Annotated in this window: 15 protein-coding genes and 4 pseudogenes; 8 read left to right on the top strand and 11 right to left on the bottom strand. The window is 66.5% G+C overall.

Features of this window, described 5'->3' with window-relative positions:
* Positions 1-48: 48 nt before the first annotated feature.
* Positions 49-204 carry a DUF6131 family protein gene (locus P3L18_RS06400; protein WP_006368790.1) on the top strand — a complete coding sequence of 52 codons (156 nt, stop codon included), beginning with the start codon at positions 49-51 and terminating at the stop codon, positions 202-204.
* A 13-nt stretch (positions 205-217) separates the two neighbouring features.
* Here the strand turns inward: P3L18_RS06400 and P3L18_RS06395 are convergent, their stop codons facing one another.
* Complete coding sequence (locus tag P3L18_RS06395; RefSeq protein ID WP_035727355.1) at positions 218-511, bottom strand: YiaA/YiaB family inner membrane protein; 294 nt, start codon at positions 509-511, stop codon at positions 218-220.
* An 82-nt stretch (positions 512-593) separates the two neighbouring features.
* On the bottom strand, positions 594-1,934 hold the full coding sequence (locus P3L18_RS06390) for an NAD(P)/FAD-dependent oxidoreductase (protein WP_276113619.1): 1,341 nt from the start codon (positions 1,932-1,934) through the stop codon (positions 594-596).
* An 81-nt stretch (positions 1,935-2,015) separates the two neighbouring features.
* On the opposite strand from P3L18_RS06390, the gene P3L18_RS06385 reads away from it, so the two are divergent.
* A complete protein-coding gene (locus P3L18_RS06385; RefSeq protein WP_079931556.1) occupies positions 2,016-2,597 on the top strand; it encodes an HD domain-containing protein in 582 nt (193 codons plus the stop codon).
* Here P3L18_RS06385 and P3L18_RS06380 read toward each other — a convergent pair.
* Both P3L18_RS06380 and P3L18_RS06375 read right to left on the bottom strand, forming a co-directional pair.
* Positions 2,594-5,104, bottom strand: coding sequence for a type ISP restriction/modification enzyme (locus P3L18_RS06380; protein ID WP_276113618.1), 2,511 nt, complete (start codon positions 5,102-5,104; stop codon positions 2,594-2,596). The genes P3L18_RS06385 and P3L18_RS06380 overlap by 4 nt on opposite strands.
* A 21-nt stretch (positions 5,105-5,125) precedes the next feature.
* Positions 5,126-5,545: a nitroreductase family deazaflavin-dependent oxidoreductase gene (locus P3L18_RS06375; RefSeq protein ID WP_276113617.1), complete on the bottom strand. Its 420-nt coding sequence runs from the start codon at positions 5,543-5,545 to the stop codon at positions 5,126-5,128.
* 127 nt (positions 5,546-5,672) lie between these two features.
* Between P3L18_RS06375 and P3L18_RS06370 the strand changes: the two genes are divergently transcribed.
* From P3L18_RS06370 to P3L18_RS06355, 4 genes and pseudogenes are all read left to right on the top strand, one after another.
* Positions 5,673-6,518, top strand: a complete 846-nt coding sequence (locus tag P3L18_RS06370) for an SHOCT domain-containing protein (RefSeq protein ID WP_276113616.1) — start codon at positions 5,673-5,675, stop codon at positions 6,516-6,518.
* Positions 6,519-6,534: 16 nt separating this feature from the next.
* The gene (locus P3L18_RS06365; RefSeq protein WP_276113615.1) at positions 6,535-6,969 is read left to right on the top strand and encodes a hypothetical protein; all 435 of its coding nucleotides are present in this window, start codon (positions 6,535-6,537) and stop codon (positions 6,967-6,969) included.
* A 54-nt stretch (positions 6,970-7,023) separates the two neighbouring features.
* Positions 7,024-7,332, top strand: a pseudogene (locus tag P3L18_RS06360) (protein kinase); the annotation flags it as partial.
* Positions 7,333-7,441: 109 nt separating this feature from the next.
* Positions 7,442-7,610, top strand: a pseudogene (locus P3L18_RS06355) (short-chain dehydrogenase); the annotation flags it as partial.
* Positions 7,611-7,888: 278 nt separating this feature from the next.
* Here P3L18_RS06355 and P3L18_RS06350 read toward each other — a convergent pair.
* Positions 7,889-9,141: pseudogene (locus P3L18_RS06350) on the bottom strand (IS701 family transposase).
* A gap of 256 nt (positions 9,142-9,397) precedes the next feature.
* Positions 9,398-10,227, bottom strand: a pseudogene (locus tag P3L18_RS06345) (4-oxalocrotonate decarboxylase).
* 86 nt (positions 10,228-10,313) lie between these two features.
* On the opposite strand from P3L18_RS06345, the gene P3L18_RS06340 reads away from it, so the two are divergent.
* Complete coding sequence (locus P3L18_RS06340; RefSeq protein ID WP_276113674.1) at positions 10,314-10,799, top strand: helix-turn-helix transcriptional regulator; 486 nt, start codon at positions 10,314-10,316, stop codon at positions 10,797-10,799.
* Positions 10,800-10,847: 48 nt separating this feature from the next.
* Here P3L18_RS06340 and P3L18_RS06335 read toward each other — a convergent pair whose 3' ends face one another.
* The 4 genes from P3L18_RS06335 to P3L18_RS06320 all read right to left on the bottom strand — a co-directional run bounded on the left by P3L18_RS06335 (position 10,848) and on the right by P3L18_RS06320 (position 14,180).
* Positions 10,848-11,780, bottom strand: coding sequence for a hypothetical protein (locus P3L18_RS06335; protein ID WP_276113614.1), 933 nt, complete (start codon positions 11,778-11,780; stop codon positions 10,848-10,850).
* Between the two features lie 85 nt (positions 11,781-11,865).
* On the bottom strand, positions 11,866-12,345 hold the full coding sequence (gene couM, locus P3L18_RS06330; protein ID WP_006368761.1) for a p-hydroxycinnamoyl-CoA hydratase: 480 nt from the start codon (positions 12,343-12,345) through the stop codon (positions 11,866-11,868).
* Between the two features lie 27 nt (positions 12,346-12,372).
* A complete protein-coding gene (gene couO / locus P3L18_RS06325; protein WP_276113613.1) occupies positions 12,373-13,266 on the bottom strand; it encodes a 4-hydroxyphenyl-beta-ketoacyl-CoA hydrolase in 894 nt (297 codons plus the stop codon).
* Positions 13,263-14,180: an SDR family NAD(P)-dependent oxidoreductase gene (locus tag P3L18_RS06320; RefSeq protein WP_276113612.1), complete on the bottom strand. Its 918-nt coding sequence runs from the start codon at positions 14,178-14,180 to the stop codon at positions 13,263-13,265. Before P3L18_RS06320 ends, couO begins: the two co-directional genes overlap by 4 nt.
* A gap of 101 nt (positions 14,181-14,281) precedes the next feature.
* Between P3L18_RS06320 and P3L18_RS06315 the strand changes: the two genes are divergently transcribed.
* Positions 14,282-14,743, top strand: a complete 462-nt coding sequence (locus P3L18_RS06315) for a MarR family transcriptional regulator (RefSeq protein ID WP_276113611.1) — start codon at positions 14,282-14,284, stop codon at positions 14,741-14,743.
* Here P3L18_RS06315 and P3L18_RS06310 read toward each other — a convergent pair.
* On the bottom strand, positions 14,705-16,243 hold the full coding sequence (locus P3L18_RS06310; RefSeq protein ID WP_276113610.1) for a long-chain fatty acid--CoA ligase: 1,539 nt from the start codon (positions 16,241-16,243) through the stop codon (positions 14,705-14,707). The two genes, P3L18_RS06315 and P3L18_RS06310, sit on opposite strands and share 39 nt — an antisense overlap.
* Between the last annotated feature and the right edge of the window lie 19 nt (positions 16,244-16,262).

Below are 16,262 nucleotides of genomic sequence, written 5' to 3'. Positions count from 1 at the left end.
GCAGCAGCGCCGAGCAGTCCTCATCCGCGTCATCTCGAGAGGCTTCTCATGATCATCCTCGGCGCCATCTGTCTCATCCTCGGACTCATCTTCGGTATCCCGATCCTATGGACCATCGGCATCATCCTGGTGGTGATCGGCCTGATCCTCGCAATCCTCGGTGCCACCGGCCGCGCGGTGGGCGGACGCGCGCACTACTTCTGACCGACCCCCCGAGTCACGACACCTTGCTGAAGGGATCGTGTTCGGCGATCAACTTGTCCACCCTCGCCTCGTCGAGTCGTGCCCGCACCGACGTCTGCTCCTGCCGGTCGCGCACCACCTTGGCGAGGGTGAACGTACTGGATGTGAGGAACAGCAAGGTGATTGCGAGAAAGCCGCGCTGCCAGGCGTCGATCGGCAGATAGAAGACGCCGACGACGGCGGTCGCGAGGCTGACGCCGAAGGCGATCGCGGCCTGCAGGAAGAATGCTGCGGTGGTGGGGTTCTGGGGAATCTCTGAGGTTGCCATGCCGACAACAATCGCAAGCGATCTCGGCAGCGCCATGAGTAGAATCACGCGACCCGCCTGGGTGATACAGCCAGGTTGCTGTCTACGTGCCCGGGTGCCACAGCTCCTCGAGCGCCACCGGATGGCCGAGAACATTGCCCGCCGCCCGATGCCCCGACATCAGCGCTGCGGTCACTGTCGCCGGGTCGTCGGTCCATGTGGCCTCCCCGGCGATGTGGAGCACGCCGTCGCCGACCGGGGTGGCGAGCACGTCGTGGTCGGCGGTCGTCGAGCCGACGGTCATATACGCATACGAGCCCCGCGCGAACGGATCGTCGCGCCATCGGGTGACATCGACACGGACCGGCTCGCTCACCTCGTCGCGGTAGATCTCGCGCAGTGCGTCGAGCACCGAATCGGCGATCCGGCGATCGGACCAGCCGCGAATCGCCCGAGCGCAGTCGGCGGCGGCAAAGGTCAGCAGCGTGGGGGTGCCGTGCAATGCGGACAGGTCGTAGAACGAATGCCACCAGCGCCCGGCCGGCCCCTGCCGCCGGACCGCGTACACGCCGTCATCCCAGAATCGGTGCTCGAAGCGTAGGAAGATCTTCTCGAAATCGTTCATCTCCAGCCGGTCGAGCGCACCGGCGAGTGGTTCGGGCAGCGGTGGATCGACGGTCAGATCACCCGACTTCAGCACCCCCACCGGCACGGTCAACACGACGTGATCGGCGGCGAACTCCCCGGCATCGGATGCCACGACGACACCCTCCGCCGACCACCGGACCCGCGTCACGATGTGGCCCAACCGCACGTCGAGCCCCTGCGCCAGCGCCGACGCCAGTCGGTCGTAGCCGTCGGGAAAGACCACCTCGTCGCCGAGGGTCTCGTCGTCGTCGAGACCGTGGGCATCGAGCTCGCCACTCTCCACGCCGTACTGCTCCTCGGTGCGGTGCGCCAAGAACTCCCGCACCCGCTCGGCGCGGCCGGGCGTCCAGTCGAGCCCGGCCAAGGTGTCCTCCACGGCGTCGCGGTAGGAGCGCCCCGGACCGGCCGAGCCGATGGCGTCCGACAGCAGCGCGTCGACGGTCTGTATGTCCTGGACGAACGCGGCGATCTGTGCGTCGCTCAGTCGTGCACCGTCGGGGCCGTAGTAGGCGGTCGGCCGACTCAGTGGCTGATAACTGCCCACGGTGAACTCGACGGTCCGCATACCGAACGCGCGGGCGGCGTCGAACAACGGGGCGTCGTCGATGCCGTGAATCCACGAGGCACCCCGATCGGTGACATATCCGTCGGAGCGGTCGGTGTGGGTGCGGCCACCGATCCGGTCGCGGGCCTCCAGCACGACGACGCTGTGGCCGTACCTGTGCAACAACCTGGCGGTGGTCAACCCGGCGACGCCGGCTCCGACGACGACGGTGTGTGGCGACGGTCGTGACATCTGACAGACGTTATCGTCCGGTGTGGGGCGTCGTGGCACAATCACACGTGCCGGGCCGTCGGGGGACGCGGAGGAGAGGTTGTGGACGACGAGAACGCGCTCACGGACGCGGCGCGAGAACTCGCAGCACGACTCCTGGCCTCTGATCCGAACCGGCTCCGCCACGTGACCCGCGTGGCCGCGCAGGCCACCCGGTATGCCCAAACCGTTGATCCGCGACGGCGCGATGCGTTGATCGCCGCCGCCTGGCTCCACGACATCGGCTACGTTCCCGCACTGCGCGACACCGGCTTTCATCCCGTCGACGGCGCACGGTATCTCCGCGCGCGGGGCTGGCCCGAAGAGGTGTGCGCTCTCGTCGCCCACCATTCCGGCGCGCGCTACATCGCGGCCGAACGCGGCATCGACGAAGCACTGAGCGACTTCACCTTCGTCGAGGACGAGGTGACCGACGCGCTGACGCTGGCCGACCAGACCTCCAGCCCGACCGGCCACGCCGTGATGGACGTCGAGGACCGGATGCGCGACATGCTGGACCGGCACGGCCCGGGCTCGCCGCATCATCGCGCCCACCCGCATCGCGCACCGTACTTTCGCGCCGTACGCGAACGTGTGACGAGGCGGCTCGACGCCGGTGGTGCAGGGGCGCCGAATCCGGTTTAGCGACGGGGCTTTCGGTCGAGGGCGGACGTCGGTACCGTCATTCCCGCCGCGGTGAGCTCGGCCTCCGAGACGAGGGGGCCGGCGAGGATCTCGCGGAGTACGTGATCCATGTCGTCGTGGAGCGCGATGAGGGCGGCGATGGCGCACAGCACCTCGGTCAGCTCGTCCGACCACTGCTCGGGCCAGGTGGGATCGTGGACTTCGTCCAATGGTGAGGACACCTTGCCGACAGGACGGGCCAGCCGGTACTTCAGCCAGGACGACACCACGCCGACGCCGCCGACGCGGTAGTCGAGGATCGCCGGCGGCACGTGCTTCCACCGTCCCGAACCGACGACCAGAGTCTGGGCGAGCGCGTCGTGGGAGAACGTCGTCGGACGCAGGTCACCCACCGGCACAGTCTGTTCCGGCAGTTGCGGACCTGTCACGGTCATCTCGAGGACGCCGTCGGGGGAGAAGGTCATCAGCTCGACCACCCGCCGGCCGAGCTCCACGGCGGAGTCCCACAACGCGCAGTTCCCGGTGATCGGGATGCGGACGCCCGGGGTCGCCAACTCGTCGTCGAAGTGCGCGACGAATCCGGGATGCGCAGTGAGAGCCGCCAGGTAGAAGACGAGATCCTCGGCGCGGGCGGACGCTCCGACGAGGATGCGCAACGCGTGGTCGAGACCGGGCGCCACATTGGGCGTGCCGTCGGGATGCAGACGCGGCAACGTACGGCCACCGCGATTGTTGAAGGCGTTGATGTCGGGCAGGAGCGCGCTGAAGTACAAGGCGGGTCCGGCACCGGGGCGGATCGAGTGTTGCTCGACGACGAAGATCTGGCCGGGACGGCGTGCCGCCCACAGGTCCGGACGTGCGCGGTCGAGCAGCCGGTTGTCGGCGATCAACCACTGACGATCGAAGGCACGGAACGTGATTCGTTCCACCGGTACCGGATGTCCGCGGTGGTCGGTTGAGGCGGTCGCGTCGAGTGGCGGCGCGGTGTCGAGGGGAACACCCGGCAACGGCCGCACCCCGCGCCTGTCCGGGCTGCGGCTGTCGGTGGTCTTGAACAGCACCGACCGACGGTCGGCGTCGTGCTCGTCGAGGAGGGCGCGCAGTCGTCTGTTGAGTGTCGTCGCCGACGGCGCGCTCACCCAATTGCGGTTGGGGGTCACGCCGGTGGACAGCCACGGCATGAGCGTGGCCACCTCGGGAAAGCCGTCCCACCCGCTCGCGGCGGCCGGTGTGAACGGCGAATGCCATTGTGTGCGCGCCGGTCTCCACCGGGGATCGTCGAAGGTCAGGGTGTCGAGGTCGGCGAGTTTCTCGGCGCTGGTGCCGTGCAGGTCCAGATAGTGGATGTGGGCCGGGATGTCGTCGTCGGTATCCGTGGTGCGGGCGAAGATCCCGATACACACCGGTGTCTCGATGGCGAACACCGCGTTGCGGGTCGGTGGCTTCTTGCCCTCGGGACTGAGGTTGATGATCCACCCGTGAGAGGCTCTGCGGCGCAGATACTCTCGCATTCCGCGAAAGCCCGGTCCGGTGAGATAGCCGGTGGCGGTGAGGAAACAGATGAGCCCCGGGCTCGTTCGATCGGTGCATGCTTGTTCGGTGCGCGGTTGTTCGAGGCGCGGGGCGTCGAACGCCCACCAACTCGCCCAGCGCCAGAAGTGGATGTAGGAGTTGGACAGCGCGAACTCGGTGCTGCCGTTGGCCCGCAGCCGGAATGCGTCGAGCGGCGGACGCCCGGTGGCTGGATCGGTCCCGTTCTCGATCCACCCGCCCTGCCCGCGTGCACGCTCCCGATACGGTGGGTTGCCGATCACGACCCGGACAGATGGTTGTTCGGCTCGTTCGTCGGCGAGGGCGAGCCAGCGGTCCGAGTCGTCGAGAGTGTTGGCCCACAACAGGTTCGGGACCTGTGCATGAGCCCGGATGCGGAACTCGGCGACGGTGAACGGGCCGGAGTGCAGCTCTGCGCCGTGAAGTCGCCCCGCGTTGGCGGAGTCGATCAGGCGCAGGATCGCAAGTGGGAACGTGCCGGTCCCCATTGCGGGGTCAACGATCCGCACCGCACCGTCCCCGAGCCCATCGGGGGCGTCGAAGTGGGTTCGCAGTAGCTGGTCGGTGAGCCGGACCATGTTGTCCGCCAACGGGACCGGCGTGTAGTAAGTACCGGACAACCGCCGGAGGCCGGGCGCGTCAACGCGCAGGAACTGCTCGTAGAGATGGACGTGGAGGTGGGGGTCGGCGGCGGTGAGCGCCGCCCAGTCGATCGCACGCAGCGCTCTCAGGATCGGTGTGATCGTCGCGGCGAGCAACGGGTCGGCGGACCGACCATCGGCGAGGTGACGGTCGGCGCCCTCGGCGACCGCGAGAACCAGTCCGAACACCACAGTTCGGGCGTACTCATCGGGATGCACCCCGTCGCGCTCTGCGCACTCGCGCAGAGCCGCCGACTCCCTCAGCGCGCGCGTGAGGTCGACCAGGGTCGCGACGAGCGTCTGCGGCCGCTGCACCGGCGTCAGAAGGCTTGTCGCTCAGACACGTTCGAGGACGACCACCGGGATCACGCGAGAGGTCTTGGCCTGGTAGGCGTCGTAGTCGGGCCACACCTCGACCATCGTCGCCCACATCTGCGGCTTCTCCTCGTCGGTGGCGACCCGGGCGCGCACGGCGAAGCGCTCGTCCTTGATCTGCGCCTGTGCGTTGGGATCGGCCTCGAGATTCCGGAACCACGCCGGCGGCGCATCGGTGCCGCCCTTGGACGCGACGACGAGGTAGGCGTTCTCGCCCCACGGACGGAAGATCAGCGCATGTCGGCGTTCCTCGCCCGACTTGTTACCCGTGGTGAACAGGATGAGAATCTCTGTGCCATTCCAGTGATAGCCCTGCTCACCTCCGGTCCTCAGGTACTCCTCGACGTGCGGGTCACCATGGAGATCATCGACGGAACTCATGGTTCCACCATGCCAGGAGATCGCCCGGCCAGAAAGGGCCGCGGCGGTGCGGCCCTCGTACACTGGGGAAGTTCACCCGCACGATCTGTGCGGGGCGCGAATCCACTCTCGACGAAAGAGCCTCATCATGGACGCAACCCTCACCCCCGAGGCAGAGGGCGCAGTCGCCGACATCGCCGCACGGTACGGCCTCTCTCGCGACGCGGTGCTCGCGATGTTGTACGCGGTCAACAGCGGCGGCGGCACCATGGCGCAGTTCTCCATCCCCGAACTCGGCGGGTCGGGTCAGTGGATGCGCGGCGGCATGACGATGGTCGGCAACATGTTCGACAACGCACTCAAAGCCCGCGTCGACTCGCTGTGCAGCGAGCTCTCCCAACTTCTCGCCACCACGATCGTGTTCCCACCGGCACCCACCAACAATTCGTTCGGCGGCTCGTTCGGCGCAGGCTTCGGCACCGCCAACAACTGGTGGCCCGCCGATCTCGGGGTCCCAAGCTCCAGCGGCGGGCAGAACGACTCGCGCTATGCGGTGTTCCCCGCGACGCGGCGGTTGGCCATCCAGGCCAACGGTGTGACAAGGGTTTTCGATACCGGCGACCATCAGATCGGCGGTGTACAGCAGCAACAGGGCGGGTACCCGGGATCGGTGAGCTTCTCCAGCCAGTACGGCACCTTCGACGTCTCGAGCCTGCGGGAAATCGGTGGGCAGGAGATCGTCGACACACCGGTGGCGGCGCCCGAACCCCCAGCCCAGAACGGTTCGACCCAGTTTGCCGCCGCCCAGTATGCCTCCGCCCAGATTCCTTCAGGTCAGAACGGTCCCGCCCAGAATGCTCCGGCCCAGAACCTTCCGGCCGGCTCCGAGGACATCTTCGCCGCGATCGAGTCGCTGGCCGGTCTGCACCAGCGCGGCATCCTGACCGACGAGGAGTTCGCGACCAAGAAGGCCGAACTGCTCGCCCGGCTGTAGGGGAAGCGCGTTGGTGGTGGAACTCGAACCGGGATTGGCGGCCTCGCTCCGCAAGATCGAGCGACAGGTGCTCGCCGAGGTGCCGTTGCGACCGCGCGCGGTACGGGTGATCTGGCTGGCGATCGTTGCGCTGGCCGCCGCCAGCATCGGTGCCTGGGTGACCAGCGACGTCGGCGGCGACCGGACACTGCTCGGTCAGATCGCGATCGGGCTCGGCGTCGGCGGCACCGTGCTCTCCGCGGCGGCGGCCACGCGGCGTCGATTCGGGTGGTGCGTCCTGGCCGGCGCGATCAGTGGCATCGCCGTTCCGCTGTCGGTGCTCGGCTACTGGTCCACGCAGACCGGATTGGGTGTGGCGTCGGGCTGGTTTCTCGTCGCGGTGCTGTGTCACGCGGTTCTCGTGGGCAACTGGGTGCAGTGCGGGCGTCCGCCGGTTCCGCCGCGGAGGTAGACGCCCCAATTCGGACTGTGTCCTGCGTCATACCCGACTACGCTGGATGGAACCATGGTCGAGTTCGATCCGCAGGACACGCAGCGAGACGTCGTTCCGGACGCCGCCTCGGAGCTCATCGCGGCCGGATTCAGTGATCCCCTGTTGATCGGCCGTGGCGGATTCGGCGCGGTGTATCGCGCCGAACAGCCCAACCTCGAGCGCACCGTCGCGATCAAGATCCTCACCGACCACCTCGACGAAGCGAGTCTGGAACGGTTCCTGCGCGAACAACGGGCGATGGGCCGGTTGTCGGGGCACCCCCACATCGTGAACATCCTCGAGGTGGGGTCGACGCCGGGCGGCGTGCCCTACATCGTCATGCCGTATCAACATCAAGGTCGTCGGCATGGTACGGATGCTCCGCGGGATGTGCGAACGGAAGGGTCCGGGGTCGCGGTTCGTCGCGATCGACGGGTCGTTCGACAATTGACCCGGACGGATCGACGTCCCGCGGCTGTGTGCCCTCGTCGATTCCGAGGTCGAGCAGACCGGTCGCCGACCCCGACGAGATCTCACATCGCTACCGCGCCAAGACGACGCTGGGCCGGCTGCCGACTCTCGATGACATCGCCTGGCTCGTAGAGATGCTGCTCGCTCCGCGGACCGATGTGCTGCGGTGCGGACCGCTGATGGCGGGGCCGCCGCCGCGTTGTCCATAGGGGAGAGGGGGTGGTCACCCGGCGCCGCACTGTGGTGGTCGTTGCTCAAGACGGTCGTGTCGGACTGACATACGCGGGTTGGTACCGCTGAACGGTATTCGGCACGGGAACGTTGACCGACTGGTCTACGGACGTGGGTCACAGCGACGTTGCAAGGTGGAAGTTGCTGTCGCACATATCTAGACATATCTAGCTAGTACTACAGCCGTAGATCGGGTTCATTGTTGTCGTGTCCTGCGGTTTCGATGGCATTGTTGAGCGCGTTCCTGGTGACGGCGCCGCCACAGGGTCCAGTCGAGGATGCTGTCGACGGCGTGCAGTGGGGTGAGCACGAGAGCTCAGAACAAACGCCGGAAAGCGTTGACACTCAACCGGATCAGTTGGCGGTTGGTGCGTTCACGGTGCCGCTGGGTGGCGGTGGTGATCGCCAGGAACGCGTGTGCGAGCATCACCAGCACGGTTCAGCGATGCCAGGACGTCCAGGTACGCACCTGATGCTGGTCGAGACCCGTCAAGCCTTTGCTGGTCTGGAAAGATTCCTCCACGGTCCAGCGACGGCCGGCCACCGCCACCAACTGCGCCAACGGCACCGGCCGCGGGCTGTAGCAGCGGTAGTACGCCAACTCGCCGGTGGTGTCGTTGCGGCGGATCAGCAACGAGCAGCTACCACCGGAGTCCGGGGTTTCGGTGGAGGTGATCCACCCCACGAGTACAGGCGATCACCTTTGGCGCCGGCCCCGGCCGAGTGGTGCTGCCAGGACCGTTCGGGTACGGTGGCCGCGAGTTCCGCGGCGGTCAGATCCCCGCCGTGGGTGGCGATGCGGCGGTCACACCCAATGGCCAGGACGTATCCGATCTGCCTGTCCTGCAACATGGCTCGCAGGTCCGGGTCGGCGCCGTATACTTCGTCGCCGGCCACCCAACCGACCGGCACATTCGCGTCGAGGGCGCGGCCGATCATGCGGGTGGCCAACTGTGGTTTGGTCGCGAACTCACACTCATCAGGCACCCCTGCCTCGGCGCAGCGGTCACGATCATCGAGCCAACTGCGCGGCATGTAGAGCGCGCGGTCGATCAACGCGTGACCTTTCGAGCTGGTGTAGGTCATGTACACCGCGACCTGGCAGTTCTCGATCCGGCCGGCGGTCCCCGAGTACTGGCGTTGCACCCCTACGGTGTTGGCGCCGTTCTTCAGGTCACCGGTCTCATCGACGACAAGGATGGCCTCAGGCTCGGCGAACGCGTCAACAACCATGGCACGCACATCGTCACCGATCTCATCGGCATCCCACCGTGCACGTGAGAGTAAGTGCTGCAACTTGTCTGGGCTAGCATGCCCGGCAAGCTCGGCCATCGTCCAGCAGTTCTTCGATTCGATCGCCGAGAGCACACCCAGAACGAAGGCGCCCGCGTTGCGGGCTGCCTCGCAGCGGGCGAACCGTGGCGCGATGGTGTCGAGAACCGTGTCCAACTGCGCCCGCCACAGGTCATGATCTATCCTCAAACCCGCGGCTGCCGCAGGCGTATTTGTTGACTTCACAAACCACAGATCATGCCCCGGCAGCCGCTCCCACCAGCGCACACACGCCACGCAACCTCACAACCCGCGATCTACGGCTGTAGTACTAGGCTGAATCGCCTGCAAGTATCTGATCCATGCCGGGTTTGCTGGATAGATGATGTGCCCTCGGTTGTGTGGAGGGTCCCGTCGATGAACGGCATCGCACTCACCCGCCCGCGATGGTGACGGTGCCCAGGGACGTGAAGTGGGCGGCCGCCCTGCTTCCGGATGCGACCGGCACGGCATCGGTCATGCCGCCGGTCAAGACCAACCACCCTGGTACCAGGGCGCTTCCGCTCGCACCGAAGGTTTTCGTGGCGAAGGTAGGTGCTCCACCCCGGATGCCCGAGGATCGCCGACCCGGTGGCACTGTCGACGACGTCACAGTCGACCTCCAGCAGACACGCCTCGAGTCCGAGGTAGAGGTCGTCGATGCGCCGGATGACCGGTCCGGTGACGTAGACGCCCGACGAATTGTTGTCGGCCACGGCGTCCTCGAGGCTGAACGTGAATACCGAATAACGGCTGTCGATGATCTTGAGCGCTCCCATCGTGTGATAGACGGCCGCAAGCGCCTGTGCGGCCGTCACACCCTGGCCCTGCAGTGCACGCCCCAGCACGAAGGCGGTCTCCGACTCGGCGCGCGGATGGATGAGACGATCCCGCGGAACCGCCAGTCCGGCAGGCAATGCCATGGCATCTGTCAACCAGGCCACCGACGGCGTGTGACGCCCAACTACTGCTGCTTGGCGCGGGAGGTGAGACCGAGCTTGATCCCGGTGACCACCTCACCGTGCGTGAGCCCATCGGCGAGCGCGATGGCCTGATGGCGTAGGCGACCTCGAGGCTCATATCGGGCCACTCGGCGCGGATCGACGTCCGCGGTGTACGCGAGCGCTTGGTCGACAGGAGGATCTCGGCCACTCGTCCACCGCTCCATGGTGCGGTCGCGGGTGGCGCCGCAGTGGGTGGGATAGCGGTCGGTGGGGTGGTCATCGTCGCCCTTCCAGAAGTGCGGTGACGCTGCCGATTCCGGCAAAATCGACGACGCCGTCGGGCTCCGGATCGATGCGGACTCCGGCGTGGGCCGGGTCGCCTCGAGCATGCTGGTGGATCTCGCCGTTCACGACGACGATCTCGGTGCGGGAGCCGTCGCGGCCGTCGCATCGGCGTTGCTCGACGTGGTCTCCGCGGCGGTCGACCATCGGATGCCGCAGCGTTCGCTGACCGATCGCGTGCACGCCGACGACCTGCGCACTGTGCAGCAGTCGATGCTGCGCCACATCGGCGATCCCGACCACACGATCGCCGACGTGGCAACCGAGTTGGGTATGTCGGTGCGCTACATCCACAAACTGTTCAGCGCCGCGGGCACCACACCGCGAACATGGTTGTACGGCAAACGCTTCGAACGAGCCCGCTCACTGCTCTCGGATACCGATCAGAGCGTGCACGAGATCGCCGAGCGCCTCGGTTTCCATGACGTGTCACACTTTCCGCGGTCGTTTCGGCGCACCGTCGGAGTGAGTCCGCGAAGTTTTCGGAATACGGGTGTGGTGGCGCAATGACCGTAGGAGTGAGTCCGCGAAGTTTTCGGAATGCAGGTGTGATCGCCCCTACTCGCCCTTGAACGGTGCGGTCCCGAGTACCAGCTGAAGCCCGGCGATCCCGGAATTGGCTCGTGCGTACTGCAATTCGTGGCGGATGTCGCCGATGTTGTTGAGCGGTGGTAGCGTCAGACCGATGGTGGAGAGCACACCGAGGGCACGCCCCTGTGCGTCGAGGTAGGCGCTGCCGCTGTCTCCGGGGATGCCTGGGAAACGCATTTCCACGATGTGTGACCAGCCGTTGTCGGCGGGTTGGTCGGCCTTGCTGACGCCGTGTTGCTTGGACAGCTTCTTGAATCCGAACTTCAGGCTCGAACTGCCGTAGCTGTAGATCTTCGCGTCGGGGGTTGTGCCGTCGGTGTGGATGCCGGTGGGTCCGCCCCAGAACGGTATCGACGGATTGACCTTGCCGACGTCGTCCGGGTTCACCTTGATCAGTGCGAGATCGTTGAAACTGCAGGTGTTCTGATCGGTTTCGCCCTTCTGATGCATGGTGAGCCAACTGTTGTAGACCAGGGTGCCGGCACCGAGTTGTGTGCCCACGCCGGTGATTGGGTTGCCGCCCTTGTTGAAGGTGACGGCGGTGCCGATCGGCAGGCTGTTGTTCTGGCATCCGTTGGTCTCGGTGTCCTTGCCGGTTCCCGAGCAGTGTGCGGCCTGTCCGAGGTAGACGTTGCCGGATTTGTCTACGAAGACGTAGTTGGTGGTGCATTGCGCATCGCCGGTGTAGGTCTGGACGCCGGGGGTGATCGTCGCCGAATCAGCGGACGCGAAATCGACTTTCGCGGCATCCGCCGCCACCGTCATCTGCGGCGTCGCCGGGGTGGCCTGTGTCGGAGCGGTGGAGTTGCCGCACGCGCTCGCGGCGACCGCGACGAATGCGGCCGCCGCGACACAGGCCACGGCCATGCGGCGGCGTGGCTCGGCGATGTTCGTTCTCACCCGGGCAGAATATCCAGACCGGTTGCCCTGCGACGTCATTCAAAGGTGCGAAGTCGTTCGGCCGATGTAGGCGAAAACCGGCAAATCACTCGAAGTAGCGGTACACGACCTCGGCGACGACGGCGGGACGCTCACTGTTCTCGAGTTCGATGACGCCCTCGACGGTGACCTGGACGCCGCCCTTGGGCAGGTGCTCCACCTTGGCGAGAGTCGCCTTGAGACGCACGCGTCCGCCGGCGGGCACGGGGTTGGTGAACCGAACCTTGTTGAGCCCGTAGTTGACCGCCATCGTCACGCTGTCGACGGCGAGCACCTCACCCCACATCGGGATGATCAGTGACAGCGTGAGGTATCCGTGGGCGATCGGCCCGCCGAACGGGCTCTCGGCAACAGCGCGCTCGGGGTCGACGTGAATCCACTGGTGGTCGCCGGTGGCGTCGGCGAAGGTGTTGATGCGTTCCTGGGTGACCTCGAGCCACGAACTGACGCCGAGGACGGTGCCGACGAGATCGTCGAGCTCGGCGAGGGTGGCCAGGTGTGTGGTGGTGGGTGACGCAGTGGTCATCGGTACGAGTCCTTCTCTGGGTGGGTTTCAGTGTTTGACGCCGAGGACGGTGAGTGCGTTGTCCTTGAAGATCAACGGCAGCACCTCGGGCTTCATGTCGAGGGTGGCGAAGTCCTTGCGCCATCGGTCGACCTGAATGACCGGAAAGTCCGATCCGAACAAGACCTTGTGGCGCAGCATCGAATTGGCGGCTTTGACCAACTGCGGCGGGAAGTACTTGGGTGACCAGCCGGACAGATCGATGTAGACGTTGGCCTTGTGTGTGGCGATCGAGATCTGGGCGTCGACCCACGGCACCGCCGGGTGTGCCATCACGATGGTGAGGTCGGGAAAGTCGGCGGCGACATCGTCGAGCAACATCGGATCGGAGTAGCGCAACTTGATGCCGTGTCCGCCGGGTAATCCGGCGCCGATTCCGGTCTGCCCGGTGTGGAACAGTGCGGGCACGCCGGCTTCGGTGATGGCCTCGTAGACCGGGTAGTACCGGCGGTCGTTGGGTTCGAAACCCTGCATGCTCGGATGGAACTTGAAGCCCCGCACGCCGAATTCGTCGACGAGCCGGTGCACGCGCTTGACCGCCGCCTTACCCTGTAGCGGGTCGACGGAACCGAAGGGGATCAGGACGTCGTTGAATTCCGCTGCGCGCTCGGCGATCTCCTCCACCGAGTTCGGCGAGTGGCCCGACGCCGAGTGCGCGTCGACGGTGAACACCACGGCCGCCATGTTGCGTTGCCGGTAGTGCTCGGCGATGGATTCGATTCCCGGCGTGCGCTCTTCGCCGGAGCGGAAATACTTCTCGGATGCGGCCATCAACTCGTCGTCGAGCGAACGATGCCCGCAGCCGTCGATCTCGACGTGGGTGTGGATGTCGATGGCGTCGATGGTGTCGAAGTCGACCGCGCACTCGTAGCGGGTGCTCATTTCGCGGCCGCCAGCACCTCGTCGGGGAACTCCTCGCCGACCGTCTCGAGTTGGTTGGCGAAGGCGCCCGGCCAGACCGTCGCAACGTCCTCGGCGCTGAAACCGCCGTCGTGATAAGCGGTTTCGGACAATTCCGGGTGCGTCCACAGGGCGAGACGGTCACCACCGATGGAGATGGCCTGACCGGTGATGTCGGCAGCGGCATCGGAGGCGAGGAACGCGATGAGCCCGGCAACGTCCTCGGGCGTGCCCATCCCGACCTCGCGACGGATGACGTCGGGGAGGGAGCCGGTCCGCTCGGCCTCGTCGATGAACGGCTTGAAGATCGGGATGGTGGCGGTCATCGCGGTCACGGCGACCGGGCAGACGGCGTTCGCGGTGATCCCGGCCTTCTTCAGTTCCATCGCCCAGGTGCGGACCATGCCGACGATGCCGGCCTTGGCGGCGGAGTAGTTGGTCTGCCCGAAGTTGCCGCGCTGCCCGGCGGGCGAGCCGATGCAGATGATGCGGCCGCCGTCGCCCTGCTCGCGGAATCGCAGCACGGCCTCGCGCACGCACGTGAACGTGCCCTTGAGATGCACGTTGATGACGGCGTCGAAATCCTCGTCGGTCATCTTCCAGAGCACCTTGTCGCGCAGGATGCCGGCGTTGGTGACCATGACATCGAGGCGTCCGAAGGTGTCCACGGCAGCAGCGACCAGCGCCTGCGCGGTCTCCGTCGATCCGACGGGTGCGACCACTGCCACGGCGCGGCCGCCATCGGCGGTGATCGCGGCGACGGCGGCCTGCGCGGTCTCCTCCGAGACGTCGTTGACGACGACTGCCGCTCCGCGGCGGGCGAGTTCGCGGGCGTAGGCCAGACCGAGCCCTTGCCCACTGCCGGTGACGACGGCGACTTTTCCGTTCAGATCCATGGTTGCCTCCTCAGGCTCGGGGTACGCATTCGATTAGAACGCTAACCATTGAGAAAGTCAATGATTGTGGAAGTGGTAACGTGCTCGCGATGGGAGGGCCCATGACATCCCGGCGAATGCTCGACGACGATCTCGGCTTCTTGATGGCTCGCGCCAGCGTGGTGCTGAGCAAGGAGACCAATCGCGCCATCGCGCCCCTGGGGCTGAAGGTGCGTGGGTACAGCGCGCTCGCGGCCGTCTGCGACGAACCCGACGGCATCACCCAGCGTCGTCTGGCCACCGTGGTAGGTCTCGACCCCAGTCAGATCGTCGCCCTCGTCGACGATCTCGAGGACCGGAAGCTGGTGCAGCGCACCACCGACATCAACGACCGGCGCAACAAGCTCATCGTCGCGACCGAGGCCGGGGCGGAGCTGTGCGACCAGGCGCGCAGGCGCAGTGCCGCTGTGACGGCCGAGTACGTGGCCGGCACCGATGCGGGGGATGTGGCGGCTGCACGGGAACTGTTGCGTCGCATCGCCTTCTCAGGCGTGGACGGGCGTGGCGGAAAACATCGACCGTAGCCGGTCCTTGCGGATCTTGCCGGTGGCGTTGCGCGGGATCTCCTCGAGCAGCACCATCGACTTCGGGATCTTGTACCGCGCCAACCGTTCACCGAGGAACGCCGCGAGCTGCTCGTACGTCAGTGCCGCGCCGTCGTCCAGGGTGATGGCCGCACAACCGACCTCACCCCACTTGTCGTCGGGGACCCCGAACACCCCGCACGCCACCACTCCGGGCATCGAGAGGATGACGGCCTCGACCTCGGCCGGGTAGATGTTCTCGCCGCCGGAGATGATCATGTCCTTGAGACGATCGACGATGGTGATGTAGCCCTCGTCGTCGCGGACGCCGACGTCGCCGGAACGGAACCAGCCGTCGTCGGTGAACGCCGCGGCGGTCGCGTCGGGGCGATTCCAGTAGCCGGCCATGACGTTGGAGCCCTGGATCTGAATCTCGCCGCGCTCCCCGGGCGCGGTTTCGTCCCCGTCGGGGCCGACGACCCGGACGTCGGTGAAAAAGTGTGGGACACCGGCACTTCCGAGCTTGCGGGCGGTGTGCGACGGGGTGAGGACCAGCGCACCGGGCCCGGTCTCGGTCAGCCCGTAGCCCTGGCACAGTGCGATGCCGCGTTCGGTGTAGGTATGCAGAGTGCGCGGCGGAACCGGTGCCGCAGCGACGATCCAGCGACGGATGGAGCTCAGATCCGCTGACGCCCAGTCCGGGTGGGAGCTCATGGCGTCGAGCATGGTGGGCACCCCGAAGCCGTAGGTCACGTTGCGCTCGGCGATGACCCGCAGCACCCGGGCCGGTTCGAAGCCTTCCTCGATCACCACGGTGCCGCCCTTCAGAAGGATGGGCAGCGAGATGAAATTCAATGCGGCCGTGTGGAACAACGGTGCCACGACCAGCGCGACCTCGTCGCTGCGCAGGTCGAGGTCGAGGATCGGGTTGAGGACCGCGAAGGTTACCGTCCCGTGGTTCAGGACAACACCTTTCGGGTTTCCGGTGGTTCCCGAGGTGTACATGATGAAGCACGGGTCGTCGTGGGTGACGGCCAGATCGATGCGGTCGGTGGATGCGGCGGCGATGCTGGTCTCGTAGCCGACGGCGTCCGGGTCGGGATCGCCGTCGACGACCATGCGGGTGGTCACGCCGGCTTCGGCCGCGGCCGCGATCGCCACATCCGCCAACGCCGCGGAGTGGATCAGCACCGTGGCGCCGGAATCGGTCAGGGCGTAGGCGACCTCGGGAGTGGTCAGCCGGGCGTTGAGCGGCACCAGGATGGCGCCGAGCAAGCCGGCCGCGAAGAGCGCCTCGAGATACGCGGGATGGTTGGCGCTGAGCAGTGCGACGCGGTCGCCACGTCCGACGCCGAGATCGGCGAGGGCGTGTGCGAGCCGCGTGGTGCGCTCGTCGAGTTCGGGATAGGTGATCGCTTGGTCACGGAAGACGATGGCCTCGGTGTCCGGCGACTGCCGTGAGGCCCGTTGCGGCCACGTGCCCACGCCCTGATTGCGCATCGTGTACTCCTCCATCGCC

The organism is Gordonia sp. N1V (assembly GCF_029269935.1).
Lineage (GTDB): Bacteria > Actinomycetota > Actinomycetes > Mycobacteriales > Mycobacteriaceae > Gordonia > Gordonia polyisoprenivorans.
The sequence above is the reverse complement of the archived record's forward strand: the minus strand, read 5'-3'. Positions and strand labels throughout refer to the sequence as shown.

Coding starts and splice junctions, on each gene's coding strand:
- P3L18_RS06400 (WP_006368790.1), top strand. CDS start 49: ATGATCATCCTCGGCGCCATCTGTCTCATCCTCGGACTCATCTTCGGT.
- P3L18_RS06395 (WP_035727355.1), bottom strand. CDS start 511: ATGGCAACCTCAGAGATTCCCCAGAACCCCACCACCGCAGCATTCTTC.
- P3L18_RS06390 (WP_276113619.1), bottom strand. CDS start 1,934: ATGTCACGACCGTCGCCACACACCGTCGTCGTCGGAGCCGGCGTCGCC.
- P3L18_RS06375 (WP_276113617.1), bottom strand. CDS start 5,545: ATGAGTTCCGTCGATGATCTCCATGGTGACCCGCACGTCGAGGAGTAC.
- P3L18_RS06370 (WP_276113616.1), top strand. CDS start 5,673: ATGGACGCAACCCTCACCCCCGAGGCAGAGGGCGCAGTCGCCGACATC.
- couM (WP_006368761.1), bottom strand. CDS start 12,345: ATGACCACTGCGTCACCCACCACCACACACCTGGCCACCCTCGCCGAG.
- couO (WP_276113613.1), bottom strand. CDS start 13,266: ATGAGCACCCGCTACGAGTGCGCGGTCGACTTCGACACCATCGACGCC.
- P3L18_RS06320 (WP_276113612.1), bottom strand. CDS start 14,180: ATGGATCTGAACGGAAAAGTCGCCGTCGTCACCGGCAGTGGGCAAGGG.
- P3L18_RS06315 (WP_276113611.1), top strand. CDS start 14,282: ATGACATCCCGGCGAATGCTCGACGACGATCTCGGCTTCTTGATGGCT.
- P3L18_RS06310 (WP_276113610.1), bottom strand. CDS start 16,243: ATGCGCAATCAGGGCGTGGGCACGTGGCCGCAACGGGCCTCACGGCAG.